Here is a 17,154-nt window from a genome sequence, read left to right as displayed (position 1 = left end):
AGCGTTCCAGGCATTGGAATCCGAACGCAAGACGCTGCAGACCCGCACGGAGGAGCTGCAGTCCCAACGCAACCAGCTGTCCAAGCAGATCGGCATGCTGATGGGCAAGGGCGATAAGGACGGCGCAGAAACCGCCAAGGCCCAGGTGGCGGCATCCAAGGCGGAGCTGGAGCAATCGGCCGCGCGCCTGGAGCAGATCCAGGCCGAGCTGCAGGCGATGCTCATGGCCGTGCCCAACCTGCCGCACGAAAGCGTGCCCGTGGGCGCCGACGAAGCCGGCAACGTCGAGGTGCGCCGCTGGGGTGCCCCCGCCAGCTTTGCCTTCGAGCCGCGGGACCACGTCGATGTGGGCACGCCACTGGGCCTGGACTTCGACATGGGCGTCAAGCTCTCGGGCACGCGCTTCACGGTCATGAAGGGCCCGATCGCGCGCCTGCACCGGGCGCTGGCGCAGTTCATGCTCGACCTGCAGACGCAGGAGCACGGCTACACCGAGTGCTACGTGCCCTATGCGGTGAACGTCGATTCGCTCAAGGGCACGGGCCAGCTGCCCAAGTTCGAGGGCGACCTGTTCGCCGCCAAGAAGGGCGGCCAGGACGGCGAGCCCGTGCCCGACAACGCGGCGCTGTACCTGATCCCCACCAGCGAAGTGCCGCTGACCAACTTCGTGCGCGACGTGGTGGTGGCCGAAGACCAGCTGCCGATCAAGCTCACGGCCCACACGCCATGCTTTCGCTCGGAGGCCGGCAGCTACGGCCGCGACACGCGCGGCATGATCCGCCAGCACCAGTTCGACAAGGTCGAGATGGTGCAGATCGTGCACCCCGACCAAAGCTACGAAGCGCTCGAAGAGATGACCGGCCACGCCGAGGCCGTGCTGCAAAAGCTCGGCCTGCCGTACCGCGTCATGAGCCTGTGCACCGGCGACATGGGCTTTGGCGCTGCCAAGACCTACGACCTGGAAGTGTGGCTGCCCGGCCAGAACAATTACCGCGAGATCAGCTCGGTGAGCAACTGCGAAGCCTTCCAGGCGCGCCGCCTGCAGGCCCGCTTCAAGAACGCCCAGGGCAAGAACGAACTGGTGCACACCCTCAACGGCTCGGGCCTTGCGGTGGGCCGCACGCTGGTGGCCGTGCTGGAGAACTACCAGCGCGCAGACGGCCGCGTGGAGGTGCCGGAAGTGCTGCGGCCTTATATGGGCGGCGTCGAATTTCTACAGCCCTGAATTGCTGCTAGAATCTGAGGCTTCGACACACAGGAGAGGTGGCAGAGTGGTCGAATGTACCTGACTCGAAATCAGGCGTAGTGGCAACACTACCGTGGGTTCGAATCCCACCCTCTCCGCCAACAACACTAAGCGCCATGCGGCTTCCAAGCCCATGGCGCTTTTTTACTCCACTTTCTACCCCCATTTCAAAATGTGTTGCGTTGTGCGACACTGAGTGGCTTTGTGCGCCGACTCCCCCTTTGATCGGAGGCGGTCTCGCCCTTGGAGTGGCCTCTGTCGGCTCGTGTATCCTTGAGTAACAGACATAGATGTTCTATGCGTTGCTTTTTTGAGGAATGCAAGTGGACGAGAAGACAACGGGCTCTTGGCTCATTCATCATACTCAGCGGCTTCAGCGCGTGGATAGTCAGCGAGGCTATGAGCGGACTTTCAAGGCCGGCAAAGCAGGAATTCTTCTGTCTGCGATCTCGGCAGACAAACAATCTGTATTGTCTTCGGAGCGAGTGGAAGCCCTTGCTTCGGCAGCGAACATCAACACGTTGTTTGAATTGCCCGAACTACTTCGTACTCTAAAGGAGCGCGATGTAATCGACCAGTCCTCGAACGGCATCAGTGTTCTGGGTATCACCACCCAGTCGACGTTGCTGCACACGGCCAAAATCTTCGATGCGCTCGATCCATCCCCGCGCGAATTGGCTTCTGTCCAGCTTGCAGAGGCTGCTTCCAATGCACCCATTAACATGCGGGAGGCGCTTGATATTGGCGATCAGTTGCAACTTCCGGCGGCTCTGGCAAGGCAAGTGATCGAGGAAGCGGCCGATATCGGTTTTGTGGATTCTGAACCGCTTTCTGGTGATGATCGCCTTCTATTTAATGGCAACATTTTTAGGCGAGATGATCCTTCCAAGGTTAAGAAGGTTCTTGACTCGCTCGCAGACAGTGAGCAGAGGATGTTGTCGGAAGTGACATCCGCCCTTCAAAAACGTGGATGCCTTGAGGTTTCCGACGTAAAGAGAATGCTTGGCGGCCCCTTGTTCGACAAGGTTATGGCGGTAGGTTTTTTTGATCTGAATGTAGTTAGTAATTCACGAGAGGAGACAGGGTTTGTAACGCTGCCTTCGGCTTTTCGAAAATATAGTACTTCGATGGTGGAAGATGCGTTCGATCTAGCCAAGGCGTTCGTCAGTTCTATAACCTATGGAATGACGATGAGTTCAAGTTCACGCGGGAAGATTGATCTCGTATCGGCACTCTTGCGTACTTTGATCAGGGGAGAGCCTATTGGACCAGTTCCAGCAATCGCTGAGGATTACAAGATTCTTGAGCTTAAGGGAGTAGTGCAAGTAGCACCTGGTCGCAAAAACGGCAGATCGGGCCCAATGATGACTCTTCTTAAAAAAGAGGTTGGGGAGTTGGCATTGCAGGTGCTGCTACAAGGTGACGCTAGTGAACATTCACTAGACGCGCTTCCCAGCGCGGCTGTCACACGATACCGTGGCCCCGAGGAAAATCAACAGCGTGCACGAAAGAAGCAGTTGCAGCATTCGCCTCAAGCCACTAATGATATTTTGAGAGTACTTCGTACCACGGGGAGGTAATGGCGATGAGCTTAACTAAAGGCCCCATGCTGGAAGAAGCATTGCGTGCGTACTTCATGAAGGCGGGGTACTTCGTGGTGCGCGGCGTTCCATTCATTTATGAAGGATTTGACGTAACAGATATCGACTGTTGGCTTTATGGGAGAGCGTCTTCGGTCTCTCGGGAAATCGCCATTGTTGACATAAAGTCAAAGAAAACCCCGCAAGCAATCGAACGAATTTTTTGGTGTTCTGGGCTCCAAAAAGCAGTGGGAGCGGATAGGGCAATTGTTGCCACAACAGACAAGCGTGTGGAGGTTAAGGACTTTGGCCGTGAGCTTGACGTATTAGTTTTAGATGGGACATTTCTCGGAAAACTTCAGAATAGGGATGTTCACCTTGAAACGCGACTTTCAGATGAGGAATTCCTCGACCTCATAGGTAGCAGTCCCCTCAATAAGCTGGATGGCAATTGGAAGGCTCGTATTCGTGAAAGCAAGGCATTGCTCGCACGCGGCCCATCCTTCGATACGTGCATAGACTGGCTCAACCATGGGCGTTTTTTTGCAGATCAAGCAACCACCAGGAAGATTCAGGCACCTAATGCTCTGCGGTGCCTATATTTAGTAGCGTCATTCATTGCCATTGGTGTTGACTATGAACTTCGTGACCTCTCATTTGTCGAGGCATCAGAGCGTTCTAGGTTAATAGCGGAGGGCTTTACGTATGGATCGAAGGGCCGAATCGGAATGAAAAGACTCGTCGATCTTTCGATAGGTCTTGTTTCGGAGTACGCGAACCAGGGGCGCGCAATAGCTGGGCAGGTTCGTGCGAAAGTTGAGCACAGCCTTGATGCCATCCCAACTGGAATTCTCGGTGACTACTTTGGTCGTCGAGACGTGCTCAGCAACTTATTCCAAGTTGCAAGAGAGCTTGAAGAACTATCCGCGTCTCGTGTATTTAGACATCACACCGCTGCATCTAATGAGGCGCGGGCTCTATTAGGATGTTTGCTTGACTATTGGGGTATTGATCGGACATACTTGTTGCTGGAAAGCGCAGCAATTGAGCACGCTAGAAACCCGATGGAGCAGGATTAACTAGGCCCTCAAAGCAGACTGGGGATTTTTCTTCTCGCTACTGGACGAATGTACTTCGCTAGTGTCACGTCAGACTTGTGCCCTGTCTGCTCACGTATCTGCCACGCCTGCAAACCTTTTTCCGCAGCGCTCGTGCAGTAGCCGGCCCTCAAACTGTGACCGCTGACTTTGCTTGCGTCACCGCCTGTGCGCGCTACCGATGCTTTTATCACCAGCGCCACCGATTGCGCTGACAGGCCACGCCGTGCAACTCGGTCGTGGCGGCTGACGGCACGAAACACAAACCCTTCATTGATTTCAGAAACTTCCAGCCAATGCGCGAGGGCTCGCACTGGACAACGCTCGCCATTGGCCTGTGGAATAAACACTGTGCGGCCCTGAGCTTCTTGGTCAGTCTTGCTGGATGGCAAGAAGATCTCCACGCCATTGGCTAGGTGCGTCAAGTGCTCAACCCGCACGGCCACAAGCTCCGACCTGCGCATGGCCGACGCAAATCCAACGAGCAGCAATGCACGATCCCGCGCAGCTTTGACTGGCATCTTCTGCCATTCAATCATCACCAGTGCCGCGAGCAGATCATCTTTGACCATCGGCTGAACTTGCCGCTGCTTGGTGCCCAGCGTTCGTCGAATGCCCTGCATCACGCGCTTCACAGTCTCGCTTCGGGCCGGGGATTCCAGGTTCTTTCCGAGGTGAGCTTTGTGAATTGCGGTCACCCGTCGCTCCAAGGTGGCTACGGACAACCTTTCCGCGCATCGGGCTAGGTATTCGGCCAGAACGGCCGGGCTGACTGGAATGCTCCCGCCATTGGCAAAAAAATGCTTTAAATCGGAGGCGTACGCACGCTTGGTAGCCGCCGACTGGCTGGCCGCTATGAACTGCTCGGCAGTGGCCGAAAAACCGCTCAAAACGCCCTCTGAAGGCGTTTGCGGTGTGCGGTTGGATGTGGTGGTGCTGCGAGCAGACAAAGCTGCGCCAGCGCCATCCTGCGGATTGCGAATTTTCTTCATGGTGAGTCCTATGGACGGGTTGGAAAAACAATAAAAAACGGCCCGCGAAAGGGGCCGTTTTGGTGGTTATCTGGCAGTCGATAACTGCGTCTTAACGCTACCTTGAGGGTTGAGCAAAAATTCCATACACCCATGGGCTGACAGACGCGTGAAATCCACAGGCCAAGGGCATGAAAAAGTATGGGGAATTGGAGAGAAAACCGAACCAGCGCAAGACGCGCATCGCTATTGCAGCAAAATGTTTTTCTATTATCTCAGGAAAAGTCGGCGTTATAAATGAGCGAAAACGCTCAAAAATCCTAAGGTGAATGAAAAAAACACCAGCTTGATGTTCAGGAGACTGCGTTGCTATGTCTATCGCTGGAGCCAATGACATCGCACGGGTAGTAGCGATTTTGGCGCCAGTAGGGCAACTTATGGCTTCCAGAACAAGGCTGTGGCGCACCATTTTCCAAGCAATGTCGTGCCTTCCGCGCCACTAGCAACGATAGTCGGTGGCTTTACGCGTCCGAGCAGCTTTTTTGTGCAATTGATCACATAGCTCATGGGTTTGCGCTAGGACTTAAGCAGTCTTGTAACAGCTTCAGTCAGGCTCGCTAAAGTGGGCGCGTGGATTTTCAAAAGCGGTAAATCAAGCTCAGTACACACAGCCTGCGCATGGGTTAACTCTGCTGCAGCCAAATCAGAAATGGCTTGAACATCAGGCGTCCCTTTATCTCGCAGAGCCAATCTTCTGGCGATGACGCTTTCCGCCTCTGTGAGTAGAATCACACCAGTCAGGTGCAGCTCCTTAAATACCGATGTCGCCAGTGAAATCAATACACCCTGAGTGTCACGCAGGACAAAGTGACCATCTAGCAATATTCTCGGATGGGCTAAGCGCCTTTGATTAATCGCCCTTATTAATGCCAGTTGATTATCATCCAGATCAGAAGTTTTCTTGTCAATCCCCCAAGTAGCTTGACCCTTCTCTTTGCGGATAAGTTGACTGGCTGTCAAATGGGCTATACCCATTGAACTGGCAACAGGTGTCCCAAGAAACCCTTTGCCAACACCATGGATACCGGCCAAAAATATGACACTCATTTTTTTACCTATGAGACTAAGAGTTGTTCAAGCCTTTTCAATTCCTTTGGCGTAATGTATCTAAAAGACTGGGGGGCTGAAAAGTTTTTGAATATTTTCGTTGGTTGAACAGGCTTGCCATACACACGGACATTCTCAAGCATGAATGCGAAACCAGTTTTCTTGGATTCAAAATAGTCCATCAGTTCGGCTCGCGTCAGCCCGCCGCCGTTGTCTTTCGCAATTGCCCACAGTTTGGTTGGGCTAGCCTCGATGGTTTCTCTTACATCTGCCAAGGCAACAATCGCCTGTACAGGTGAAGACGAATAGATAGCGATTGTGCCTACGGTTTGAGCAGGGACCGTTCGACGTAGCTCAACCAGCTTGCTCCCATCAACAATGAGATTGGCAAACTTGGGCTTCACAGATAGCAGAATCGCGCTACCTTTAAGCTGCTGCGAGAACTCTTGAAAAAGATTCATCAGTAATTTTTCGGATTGATTGAATAGGGCCACTGACCACGCGCTCACGTTGAAGGCGGTCATAGCTGACTGGTTTGGGTAGATGCTTCACCAGTCGAAACAAGATTACTTTGGTGGGGCGCTTTGCCATTTCGTCAATCTGTTCGATGTCGTATACGGTGCGACGGCTAACTAGGATTGCAATTCGTGCCGCATCGTCGATTACTTCAAATCGGTCAACCACTCCAATTGAAGTGACAGATTTCTCATCGTTAGTTCGATAAAAAAGCACTAAGTCACCAACATTAATCGACTTCGTTTGTGCGTGACATAAATAGGCCAGCTTGATTGCATTGCCAATATTGCTTGAAGATTCAAAAAGCCGAGGCTGAATTGGTTGATAGTCAGGGAATAGTATTTCGTGAAAATGAGGCTGAATAGGGATCAGGAATTTCTGAACTGCTGAGTCATATCGAAAATGAGGGAAGTATCTCCGCGCGTATTCCAAAGGTGGAAACAGAGATGCATCGGGGGGGGAAATTGGATGCGACTTTACCAAGACAAGATCGCCAGCGTATGAACCACGCTCCTCAAAGCCAAACTCTTGAAGTAACCGAATCAGATAATCATGCCGCTCAGCATTAGCATGAATGAATAAGTGTTCGCAGGCGTTATCCGATGCGTAACGGAATGCCGCCTTCAGAAATAATTCGCCAATTTTTCTACCGCGAACACTATCACCAACCTTAAACGTACAGAGTTTGAGTGCAGTGCCGGAAAGGTGTTCTCCACTATCGTTTATGGCCTCATTTGATTGGGTTGCATATATGCAAATTGCAGCTAGAACGTCCGTCTCATCACGGTAGACCCATGCCATACGATTTTCTCGGGCTTTTCTGCGAAACCAATCATCAAACTCGTTATAACCTTCGCGAAGACTATCAAAAAAAGGCGCTGACAGTTGAGGCGTCAAACTGTGAAGCGGGGCATCTTGAATATTGGGAAGAGCGACTTTCCTTGGTTCATGCAAACGCCGCAACCAGTCTTCGGCTGTCTGAATTGTATAAACCCGATCATTGAGACCTTTCGCCCTTGCTTTAGTGTGGATGCCGCGATCTTCAGTGACAAGCGCATGTGCCGCATCACATGCAAGTGCATAAAGTATCTCGTTATCGCAGACGTCGTTAGGCCCGGTGGATGCCGTATTCCAGGGACAAGTCGCAGGGTTATCAAGAGCAGGGTATTGGCGAATTCGCTGAAGATTCCGTGATCGCCTTTGGGCATCCGTGTCACGTTCAAAGTCTGCAATGGTTGCCGGGTGATATAGGAGTTGGTGCCCACCAATATTCGCAAGCCTGACGAAGTTCGCAAGATTGTTCTCAAGGACTTGATACGAATCCTGAAGCGGGATCAGGATGTTCGTGTCGAGAAGAAAGCGAAGGCGTTGGCTCATGTCCGACTGACTATTTCTGAGACAGCACTTGATTGCACAGTGCAGGAAGCATTGCCTCTAGATTCACCATTTGTTTCGTACGAACTTCAGCAGCCCGTTCGAGTGCTTGCTTCAACTTCACAAATTGCTTCTGAGTAGCGATTGAAGGCACTGGTACGCGGATAGCCTCCAATGCTGATTGTTTAGTTGTCCTGTTCCGGTCAGCGGTACCGGGTGATGCCTCATTGACTGCGGTAAGTCCTGTTTCGGAAAGCAAGTAGTACAGCAAATACTCAGGGAGAGCGAGTTCCGGTTTCACCACTGCTGTGAGATAGCGATGGGAAGCAATATATCCATCATGCTCTGGCCTAGCCACACCAATGGCTCCCTCCCACGCTTTGATGTTGCTGAAAACAATGTCGCCCGCTTTTATCCAAACCGGCTTTTCCCATGTTGCGGCATCAGCATCAAAGTCAGGTTTGACAAACAAGCCTTTACCAAAAGACCGAGCGCCCAGTTCTTTGTATTTCTGGTTCGCCTCAAGTTGGACATTGCGCCTGACAAGCGGCGCAACTTCACGCAACGGCAACAATGCCGCTAGCTTCATGGTTTCCTGAAACCGAACAGCAAGCAAGCTCGCAATGTCACGGTCGATAGTCGAGCGCAGTTTCTCGATTGTCTGCAATTGCCGTTGCACAGTGTTAATTCGAGCAACGATTTTTTTCTGTTCCTCAGTGCCGGGAATTTGAATTTCAAGCTGAAGGAATTCATCTTCTTTCAGACGAACACGGTTAGTTGTTCCCTCGCTCGCACGAGCACATAAATCAACGAAGGCTGGAGTACGGCATAGCCATTCCATATATTGGGGCTGTAGCAGTTCTTGATTCACCTCAAACAAAGGAAAGTCGTTCGTGACAAGTGCCCCATCCAAAAATTCTGGAACTACTCCCATCGCGCCATTTCTGGCATCAATACGTGAAGCAATGAACTGATTTTTCCGAGCAATAAATCGACGCCCATTTACTGCAGCGCCGATGATTCGACCGCGCTCAATGACACCTTTTCCCCAGAGGCGAATGGTGACCTCTTTATATTCAGTGTCAGCGGCAGGCTGTGCAGCCTCACCAGAGCGGATGAGCAAGTCGGCCAGCTTGTGCCTGCGCCATCTGCCCTTCATACAGGCTCCTTCAGCAATGCCTGAACTTGCTCCATGATCGCAATGATTTGCCGCTCTTTATCCAATATGCTGGCGACAAGCTGTTCAGGCGGCAGGTGTGTGATGTCTTCCTTGGCAGTTGGGTTCTTCCGGTCAAGGTTGCAGCCATTGGCAAGAATCTCAGCCGCCGGAATCTTCCATGCCTGTGCATTCACTTCGCGCTTGTTCCACCATGCCAGCAGCCCGCCAAATTCTTCGTACTGGAGCGGCTGGGTCTTGGTGTAGTTCTTGCGGCCTTCGGGCAATGGTTGTTCGTAAAACCATACATCTTTGGTGGGGCCACTGCGGTCGAAGAAAAGCAGGTTGGCTGGGATGTTGGTGTACGGCGCGAACACCCCATTTGGCAGGCGCACGATGGTGTGCAGGTTGAACTCGGTCAGCAGTTCCTGCTTGATGCGGCCACAGATGCCGTCTGCAAACAGGGTTCCGTTGGGCACCACGACTGCGGCACGGCCAGCAGGTTGCCTGCGCAACTTGCGCATGATGAGTTGCAGAAATAGCAAGGCCGTTTCTGCGGTTTGCTTGTCGTCTGGGAAGTTGCCCAGGATGCCGCGTTCTTCTTCGCCGCCGAATGGTGGGTTTGACAGAATCACATCCACCCGTTCGCGGTCGCCAATTTCCTTGAGGGGAAAACGCAACGCATTGCCGGGGTCGATGTCGGGTGATTCCAAGCCGTGCAGCAGCAAGTTCATGTTCACCAGCAGGAAGGGCAGTGGCTTCGCTTCGCAGCCTTGGATGCTGCTTTGTTGAAGCTGTTTGCGCTTTTGCACTGAGGTGGCTTGCTTGGCAAGGTGGGTGTAGCTCTCCACCAAAAAGCCACCAGTGCCACAGGCTGGATCAAGCACCACTTCACCCAACTGCGGGTTGATCAGTTCAACCATCAGGCGAACCACGGGGCGCGGGGTGTAGAACTCACCAGCATCCCCAGCCGCATCACGCATTTCGCGCAGCAGGGTTTCATAGGTGCGGCCAAGCACTTCCAGTTCTTCGCTGGCGTTGAAGTGAATCCCATCGAGCTTGGTCAGCACGTCCCGCAGCAGGTAGCCGTTAATCATGCGGTTGACCATTCCGCGAAACACGGCGGCAATGGTGTCGCGCCTGTCATGCGACTTGGTGCCTTGCAGTTCACGCATGTACTTGAACAAACCGGGGCCGCGTGAGCCGTCCGGGCGCATGGCTTCATCTTGGTTGATGAAGGCAATCAGTATGTCGCCAGTCAAACCTTCTTTGGTGGCACCCCAGTCGCGCCAGCGGTAGGGCGCTTCAATGGCCGGTTTGAACTTTTCGCCAGCCAGTTGGCTTTCGGCCTCACGCACTTGCTCATGGTCGTCCAGAAATTTCAGGAACATCATCCATGTGAGCATGGGCAGGCGGTCACCATCGCCGTTCAGCCCCTTGTCTTTGCGCATGATGTCGCGTGCGGACTTGATGATGGAGCCGAGTTGCTGGGCGGTGGTTTGCGGTTGGGTAGTCTTCTTGGTGGCCATCAATTTTTCTTATTCTTGGTCAGAGCCTGCTGTCTCAGGGATGTACATACGACGTAAAGGGATCAGCCCTTTGTACTTGGAATCGAGTTGTTCATAGTGTTCAAGGATCAATTGCACCAGTGCATCACCATCAATCAGCCGCAGGTTGTGTTTGGCGCGAGCGAATTGGACTGCCTGACTTGTGAAAGTGCCTAAAGTGACAAATAGCCCGAACTCAGATTGAGCGACCTTTCCATAAAGTTGGGAGATAACTGGATCGCCGATACTCCCAACCGAACTTTTCACTTGAACTTTTATGATGGGTGGCTCAAAGCCAAGTTCATCCCTGTGTGCCACTATGTCAATGCCACCATCCACACCGGGAGGTGAAACGCGAGTTCGGTATCCCATGGTCTGCAAAAGGTTTCCAACAAAATCGGCGAATGGATGTCCCTTTGTTTCCTGCGCCAGAATCTTGAGAATGAAGTCGCTAGTGGACTCCTCAACATCGTGTTTTACATCTGCAACCGTCTTGTCTTCAGATGCAGGAATGGGGGTCGGGACACTCTTAGACTCAATTGCAGCGAAGAACTCTTCTGAGTAGGTCTTAACAGTGAAAAGCGATAAGGCAGAGCCGATTTCGTAAAGTGCGCCTTGTGAAAAATGCGTCCGAGGCAGTTCTTTCAACCATTTTACTGCACGTTGGTTGGGATAGCCCTTCGATTTTCCGGGGCTGTACTGATACTCCCCAATGATTTCCCCTAAATGAATAGTCTTTGTGTGCTTTGCTGGGAATGCAACCAGATCACCGACTTTCATCTCATTAACAAATCGGAATAGCTGTCCAGCCGAGCCGGGGAGTGCTGCGGGTTTCGTATGAGGTAATTTTGATAGGTAGTGTGATTTGAATGCTTCCCGTGTCTTCGGAATGCTAGCTAGATCACCAACCTCAGCCCAGCCTAGCGCGATTATTTTGTTGTCAATAAAAAGTGATTCAGCATCGCCTGTCTTACCAGCATGAATGCCCCAGAGAGTGGTATCTTGTTCCATCGGTAGCCTATGTGTAAAGGGTGGCTTGCATCTGTGTTACGGCCATGCGTAGTTGTTCAGGCCCACCAAATTTGGCCGCAATTTCCATTGCATTGCCGTGGTCTGAAATCGGAGAAATTCGCAGCGCGTCAGGCAGGCGTAGTTGGTCGGTGCCGTTTTCGGTGTACCTGTCCAGTAACTCGTCCAAAATCTGCCGTGCCTCATCGCCGTATCGGTCAAAAAAGTTTGACTTTTCACGTCGCAGCTTTTCTGCACGTTGGCGGCGCGTGAGTAGCGGGGCGTTAAAAGCAACATGGCACAGCAAGTCCAGCAAATCGGCATCCGGCTGGTTGGTCTGTTCCACCAGTTGGGCAAGGTCAATGCCACGGTCTGCCAGTTGCGCAATCAGGCCTTCTCGTGTGGCAGGGTCTTTCCAGTGGTTTGCCAAATCTTCGGGCGAGCGGTACAGCACGCGCACTTTTTCAGCGGTGTAGTCCGAGAATTGCACCATGCGCAGGTTGTTGCCATCGGCATCCAGTTCGTACACAAGGTGGGCGGCAATTTCAACACTGCCACCGTCAACGTAGAACTTCCGCCGTTCACCCAGATCCTGTTCGATCACGCCTTGCGGCTGACCGGGTTCGACAGGTGGGTCTTCTTCATTTTGCTGCTGGTCAAACTCGACCACATGCTCAGGCTCAACCACTTGCCCCGTGTCGTTGGCAGCTTCTTTCATAACTTGGGCGGCATGACCGTCAAAGTCGGGATCGGCAAACATTCTGGTGGCTGACCCGGTGTAATCGAGGATGTCGAAGAATAACTTGTTGTAGTCCTCACGCACCCGTGTACCGCGCCCGATGATCTGCTTGAACTCGCTCATGGAGCCAATGACGCGCACCAGCACCACATTCTTGACCGTGGGTGCATCCACACCAGTGGTCAGCATCTGTGATGAGGTCAAAATCGTTGGCGTGGACTGGTTGGTTTCCAAGTCCTGAAACCGTGACAGGTGGCCACGGCCAATATCGCCCTCAGCAGCAGTCACGCGGCACACGTAGTTGGGGTTCTGCGTCACCAAGTCAGCATTCAGGTTGGACAAGGCACGGCGCATTTCATCGGCGTGTTCCTGATCGACGCAAAACACAATGGTCTTGGCGAAGCGGTCGGTACGCTTGAGGTAATCCGTCAAGTGCTGCGCCACGGCTTCGGTGCGCGCCTTCAAGCTGACCAGTCGCTCAAAGTCTTTGGTGTGGTATTCCTCGTCCGGTATCTCGTTGCCATAGCGGTCAAGCTGGCCGCGTGTGGGTCGCCAACCCGCAGCATCAAAGGTGGTGATGACACGATGCACTCTGTATGGTGCCAAGAAGCCGTCTTCAATACCCTGCTTGAGCGAGTATTCGTACAGCGGCTGACCGAAGTAGGCATAGGTATCACGCGATTCTTCGCGCAACGGGGTAGCCGTAAGCCCAAGCTGAAAGGCTGGCTCAAACCATTCCAGTATCTCGCGCCAGGTTGAATCGGCACGGCTGGAGCCACGGTGGCACTCGTCGATGATGATGAGGTCGAAGTAGTCTGGCGAATACTCTTTGTACAGGCCGGGGCGGCGTTCATCTTCGGCAATCGCCTGATAGGTCGAGAAGTAGATTTCACGGCCTTTGACTGCTTCGCCGCCCTCGATCTTCCAGCGGGCATCACCAAAGATGGCAAACGTTTTGTCTTTCGGGTCGTCCACCAAGATGTTGCGGTCGGCCAAAAACAGCACCCGCGTCTTGCGCGTGGGGTCAGCATCTTTGTTCCAGCCCGAAGTCCACAGCTTCCAGACGATGTGAAAGGCAGTGGGCGTTTTGCCTGTGCCAGTCGCCATCGTGAGCAAGATGCGCTTTTGCCCTGAAAGAATCGCGCTGACCGTCCGGTTGATGGCAATTTCTTGGTAGTACCGTGGCGGCTTGCCCGTGCTGTGGTTCAGCGACTGGAGCATGGTCTTGACTGCAACCGCGCTGGTCAGCGGTGTGCCTACGGTTTGGCGGTGCCAAAGTTCTTCCGGCGTGGGGTAGCGGTCTATCTTTTGCTCGATGCCAGTCAAAAAGTCGAATTCAATGATTTCCCGGCCATTGGTGGCATAGGCAAACTTGAGTCCGAGGATTTCGGCATAGTCTTTGGCCTGCTGCAAACCGTCTCCAGCGGTTGATTTGTACGGCTTGGCTTCAACGACGGCCAATGTCAGGTCACGGCGGTAGCGGAGGAGGTAGTCGGCACGTTTGCCTTCACGCCGCTTGGCGGTACGGCCTGTGAGCACAATGCGACCGTCGGTAAAGCTGCGCTGTTCGGCAATCTCAAAAGGGGTATCACCCCAACCAGCCGCTTGAATGGCTGGTGTCACGTACTCGCGGCAGGTATCGGCTTCGCTGAACTCGAACGGATTGGGCTGGCTGTTGACCGTCATGTCGTCCCTTGTTGATCTTCTATTTTTGTATATCGTCGCCTTGCAGCGGTGATATCCATGCCGCCGCGCAGTTCATCACACGATGACCATAGCGAAGAGTAAAGCTCGGATTTCTTGTTTGCCATGGGGGGTCGTCGCAGATTTGAACGCAACCACTGATTGTGGACGACTACGATGCTGACCGAGACCGATGGAAGCGGTTTTCCATGTGGTGAAATTGCTCGAAAAATAAGCAATTTACCGAGGGATTGCGACGCGAAATTTCTGCTGCACCATTGGTCGGGAGATCAGAAAAGAAGCTCCACAGCGTCTAATTGACGCCAAAATCGCCGGTATATGCGCTATTTTGCATCAAGTTGGTTTTGTTATATGCATTTTGGTATATAATTAATGAAATATGCAGTCATTTTGCATAAAACAAGATTTTTGACAGTTTGCAGTGCTTTTTCGCCAGTATTTTGTCGATTTCTCGACGATTACGGCCCCTGCTGAGCACTGCGAATGTCGCCTCTGGACGTTCTTGTTCAGCGGCCTCTCGATCACCTCTCTACACCCGCTTTGCGCCCTTCACAGTCCCGGTCTCAGTGGGGATTGAATGGCTGACCGTGGCCCTGATTTGGGCCGCTGAAAGCCTGCCCCAACAACCTGCCGATTGGACAAACTGGTGTACTTCCTCCCCGGAGTAACCCATGACCAAGGACCTGTCACCAAGCAGCGCGAGAAGGAATGCGCCCACGCTTGACCCTTGCGGTCAAAACGGGCCAGCCTTTGCCGCCGGTAATGCAGCCTTCAGACGCCACCAAATGGGCCGCCTGCTGCATCGGATTGGGGCCCTGCTACCTGGGTGGTTGGATGGCCAGGAACTGATCCGAGAAAGTCGGCAGATGGAGCAGCGATGCTGGCGCGAACTTGGGTATGCAAAGCAGCCCATTTTTGATGGTGACCTGCCTGCTTTTTTGATGGTGGACGGAGACGGTCATCCATGCGATCTGTCGGTTCCATCGGAGCCGGTGAAGCTGGCCGCTCGCATGGCAAATTTGGCCCCCTCATCATCGCCAACGCCGTCGTCCATCGGCACGAATCTGGACACGCTGGCGCGGCTGCTGAATCTCACGCCGTTCGAGTTCCAGTGGCTGCTGTGGTCGTGCACCATCCGGCGCTTTGGCCGTGCGATCTTGCCGGTCGTCCCATTGCGTGATGCCACTCATGGCTGCGACGTGCTGGCGCTGTTGTGCGAGATGCCGGTGGACGCCGTTCGAGATGCCGTGGCATCGCGTCGGTTGCACACATGGGGCGTTCTAGATGGCATCGGTAGCGATGGGGCAATGCCGCCGCTGCTCAGCGGCTGGCTGTCGGCCACTGACCAGTTTTCTGAATGGATCGAGCAGCCCTACGACTCGGACACTGACCTGTTGATTGCGCTCTGCCAAGCGCAAGTTTCGTTACCAGTCTCTCGCTGAGGCTTCGTCTCTCGGCGGCTGCCGTTCTGCAGCCGCACTGATTTCTCTGACCCGCGTTTTCTATCCGGTACCTGTTTGCGGAGGAATACGCACGCCCGTTTGTTTTCGCCGTTTGTTTCGTTCCCTACCAATGGAGGTTTCTATGACCACTACTACACCCGAATCCACATCAAGTCCGGCTCCCTCCACACCGACCACCACCACCACCATCTATTCCAGCCGCGCCAAGTTCACACCGGGGCAGATCGTGGCCACTCCCGGAGCGTTGGAGCTACTTCAAGAAACCGGCTTCAGCGCTGCAGCATTGATTTCGCGGCACCTGCATGGCGACTGGGGCGATCTTTGCGACGAAGACCGCGCAGAAAACGACTTCGCCGTCACCCGCCGTTTGCGGATTCTGAGTTGCTACCGGCTGGTGGATGCTGCGCGGCTGGCTGCGACGCCACCCGACAAGCGCAGTGCACTGCCCACCCTTTGGATCATCACGCAAGCCGATCGCAGTGTCACCACGCTTTTGCGTCCAGATGAGTATTGAAATGTCCAAGGCGATCTCATTGAATCGCCCGGCAGTTTCATATCGGTTCCAGCGTGTGTATCCGGGATTGCAAACAGGGCACGCGCTGACCGTGCAGACCAAGCGCCAACAGCCGGTGCGGTTTTTCATGCAGCAATCTGACCTTGACGGAGCCTGCGGGGTACATATCGCGGCGATGATTTTGGCAATCCACGATCTCGCAAAACCGTCGGCCTTGCACGAGATGAGCCACAGAAAATCAGGCATATCCGCGCTGGTCTGGCAGGCGTTTCAGCACACCTACTTTGCAGGCGTCCACCCCGAAGAGTGGGTGGAACTGGTGGATGGCCTGAACCTGCCGCTGGCGTTGACAGCCAAGTACGGCGTACAAGATGACGCGGATGGTCGCGCCCTGGAATGGCTCATGCGCGGCGGCGATCTAGTGGCCCTGGCATTCGCGTCGGTGAAACACAGCAGAACTAAGCACTGGGCCCTGGCGGTCGGTGTTGAAGGTGCGGTGGTTGGCAAGGTGCATTTGCCCGACACGATTCTTTTGCTCGATCCATCGGCTGGCGAGCCATCGTTCAACGTGGCCAATGCGCGGATGCGGCTGCATGCCCCCAGAGCTTCAAGCCGGAGTACCAAGCCGAAAGCTCTGAACTCCACCGGCGAGACCAAGCGCAAGCCCGTGATCTGGCTCTACGAGGCGGCGGAATGGTCTGCCGAAGAGGTTCGGTTGTTGGCGGCCGTGCGTATCCGACGCTTGCCGGATTAACGCAACGGTGACCGGCGTGTTCCTTGCGGCCGATCCCCGGTCTTGTCCAGGGATGCCTCATTGATCCGGCGCCTCACAGACGTGCGCCGAAGGTTCTTTGGCAGTTGGGCCTCGAAGCCAGCCATCAAGTCGGTCATGGTCATGCCGAGCGACTTCGCCAGCGAGTCCAGCACCAGCAGCGTAGGCGCCGACAAGCCACGCTCCAGCAGCGAGATGTAGGTGCGATCCATGGATGCGTCGAAGGCCAGTTCAGCCTGGGACTTGTCGCTGTTCTTGCGCACGTTTTTCAGGTATTCACCGAATGCCACGGCAAGAGGATGACGGTCGGCGGCGACCTTCTTCTTGGTGGTGGTTGGGGTGAATTCCATTGAGGCAAAA

Annotated in this window: 15 protein-coding genes and 1 tRNA gene; 7 read left to right on the top strand and 9 right to left on the bottom strand. The window is 54.0% G+C overall.

From position 1 onward, the window contains the following. The 4 genes from serS to B2J89_RS13510 all read left to right on the top strand — a co-directional run. On the top strand, window positions 1-1,225 hold a 1,225-nt coding region (gene serS / locus B2J89_RS13525), incomplete at its 5' end, for a serine--tRNA ligase (RefSeq protein ID WP_169169612.1). Window positions 1,226-1,257: 32 nt separating this feature from the next. After that, window positions 1,258-1,347, top strand: a tRNA-Ser gene (locus tag B2J89_RS13520). Window positions 1,348-1,569: 222 nt separating this feature from the next. Beyond that, the gene (locus B2J89_RS13515; RefSeq protein ID WP_169169611.1) at window positions 1,570-2,826 is read left to right on the top strand and encodes a hypothetical protein; all 1,257 of its coding nucleotides are present in this window, start codon (window positions 1,570-1,572) and stop codon (window positions 2,824-2,826) included. A gap of 26 nt (window positions 2,827-2,852) precedes the next feature. Continuing rightward, a complete protein-coding gene (locus tag B2J89_RS13510; protein WP_205763827.1) occupies window positions 2,853-3,905 on the top strand; it encodes a hypothetical protein in 1,053 nt (350 codons plus the stop codon). An 8-nt stretch (window positions 3,906-3,913) separates the two neighbouring features. Here B2J89_RS13510 and B2J89_RS13505 read toward each other — a convergent pair whose 3' ends face one another. The 8 genes from B2J89_RS13505 to hsdR form a co-directional block, all read right to left on the bottom strand. Further along, complete coding sequence (locus B2J89_RS13505; protein WP_169169609.1) at window positions 3,914-4,915, bottom strand: site-specific integrase; 1,002 nt, start codon at window positions 4,913-4,915, stop codon at window positions 3,914-3,916. A gap of 555 nt (window positions 4,916-5,470) precedes the next feature. Further along, on the bottom strand, window positions 5,471-6,001 hold the full coding sequence (locus B2J89_RS13500; RefSeq protein WP_169169608.1) for an ATP-binding protein: 531 nt from the start codon (window positions 5,999-6,001) through the stop codon (window positions 5,471-5,473). A gap of 8 nt (window positions 6,002-6,009) precedes the next feature. Next, a complete protein-coding gene (locus tag B2J89_RS13495; protein ID WP_169169607.1) occupies window positions 6,010-6,462 on the bottom strand; it encodes a hypothetical protein in 453 nt (150 codons plus the stop codon). Next, a complete protein-coding gene (locus tag B2J89_RS13490) occupies window positions 6,428-7,894 on the bottom strand; it encodes a GNAT family N-acetyltransferase (RefSeq protein ID WP_169169606.1) in 1,467 nt (488 codons plus the stop codon). Before B2J89_RS13490 ends, B2J89_RS13495 begins: the two co-directional genes overlap by 35 nt. Window positions 7,895-7,904: 10 nt before the next feature. Next, on the bottom strand, window positions 7,905-9,050 hold the full coding sequence (locus B2J89_RS13485; RefSeq protein WP_169169605.1) for a restriction endonuclease subunit S: 1,146 nt from the start codon (window positions 9,048-9,050) through the stop codon (window positions 7,905-7,907). After that, complete coding sequence (locus B2J89_RS13480) at window positions 9,047-10,576, bottom strand: class I SAM-dependent DNA methyltransferase (protein ID WP_169169604.1); 1,530 nt, start codon at window positions 10,574-10,576, stop codon at window positions 9,047-9,049. The genes B2J89_RS13485 and B2J89_RS13480 overlap by 4 nt, the downstream gene beginning before the upstream one ends. Window positions 10,577-10,585: 9 nt before the next feature. Continuing rightward, on the bottom strand, window positions 10,586-11,605 hold the full coding sequence (locus B2J89_RS13475; protein ID WP_169169603.1) for a restriction endonuclease: 1,020 nt from the start codon (window positions 11,603-11,605) through the stop codon (window positions 10,586-10,588). A gap of 7 nt (window positions 11,606-11,612) precedes the next feature. Further along, complete coding sequence (gene hsdR / locus B2J89_RS13470) at window positions 11,613-14,027, bottom strand: EcoAI/FtnUII family type I restriction enzme subunit R (protein ID WP_169169602.1); 2,415 nt, start codon at window positions 14,025-14,027, stop codon at window positions 11,613-11,615. A gap of 689 nt (window positions 14,028-14,716) precedes the next feature. On the opposite strand from hsdR, the gene B2J89_RS13460 reads away from it, so the two are divergent. From B2J89_RS13460 to B2J89_RS13450, 3 genes are all read left to right on the top strand, one after another. Beyond that, window positions 14,717-15,487, top strand: coding sequence for a hypothetical protein (locus B2J89_RS13460; RefSeq protein ID WP_169169600.1), 771 nt, complete (start codon window positions 14,717-14,719; stop codon window positions 15,485-15,487). Between the two features lie 142 nt (window positions 15,488-15,629). After that, window positions 15,630-16,022, top strand: a complete 393-nt coding sequence (locus tag B2J89_RS13455) for a type I restriction endonuclease subunit M (RefSeq protein ID WP_205763826.1) — start codon at window positions 15,630-15,632, stop codon at window positions 16,020-16,022. A 1-nt stretch (window position 16,023) separates the two neighbouring features. Next, a complete protein-coding gene (locus B2J89_RS13450) occupies window positions 16,024-16,776 on the top strand; it encodes a hypothetical protein (RefSeq protein WP_240965020.1) in 753 nt (250 codons plus the stop codon). On the opposite strand, the gene B2J89_RS13445 is transcribed toward B2J89_RS13450, so the two are convergent. Beyond that, a complete protein-coding gene (locus B2J89_RS13445) occupies window positions 16,773-17,144 on the bottom strand; it encodes a helix-turn-helix domain-containing protein (RefSeq protein WP_169169599.1) in 372 nt (123 codons plus the stop codon). The genes B2J89_RS13450 and B2J89_RS13445 overlap by 4 nt on opposite strands. Between the last annotated feature and the right edge of the window lie 10 nt (window positions 17,145-17,154).

It is taken from the genome of Acidovorax sp. SRB_24, assembly GCF_012931925.1.
The sequence above is the reverse complement of the archived record's forward strand: the minus strand, read 5'-3'. Positions and strand labels throughout refer to the sequence as shown.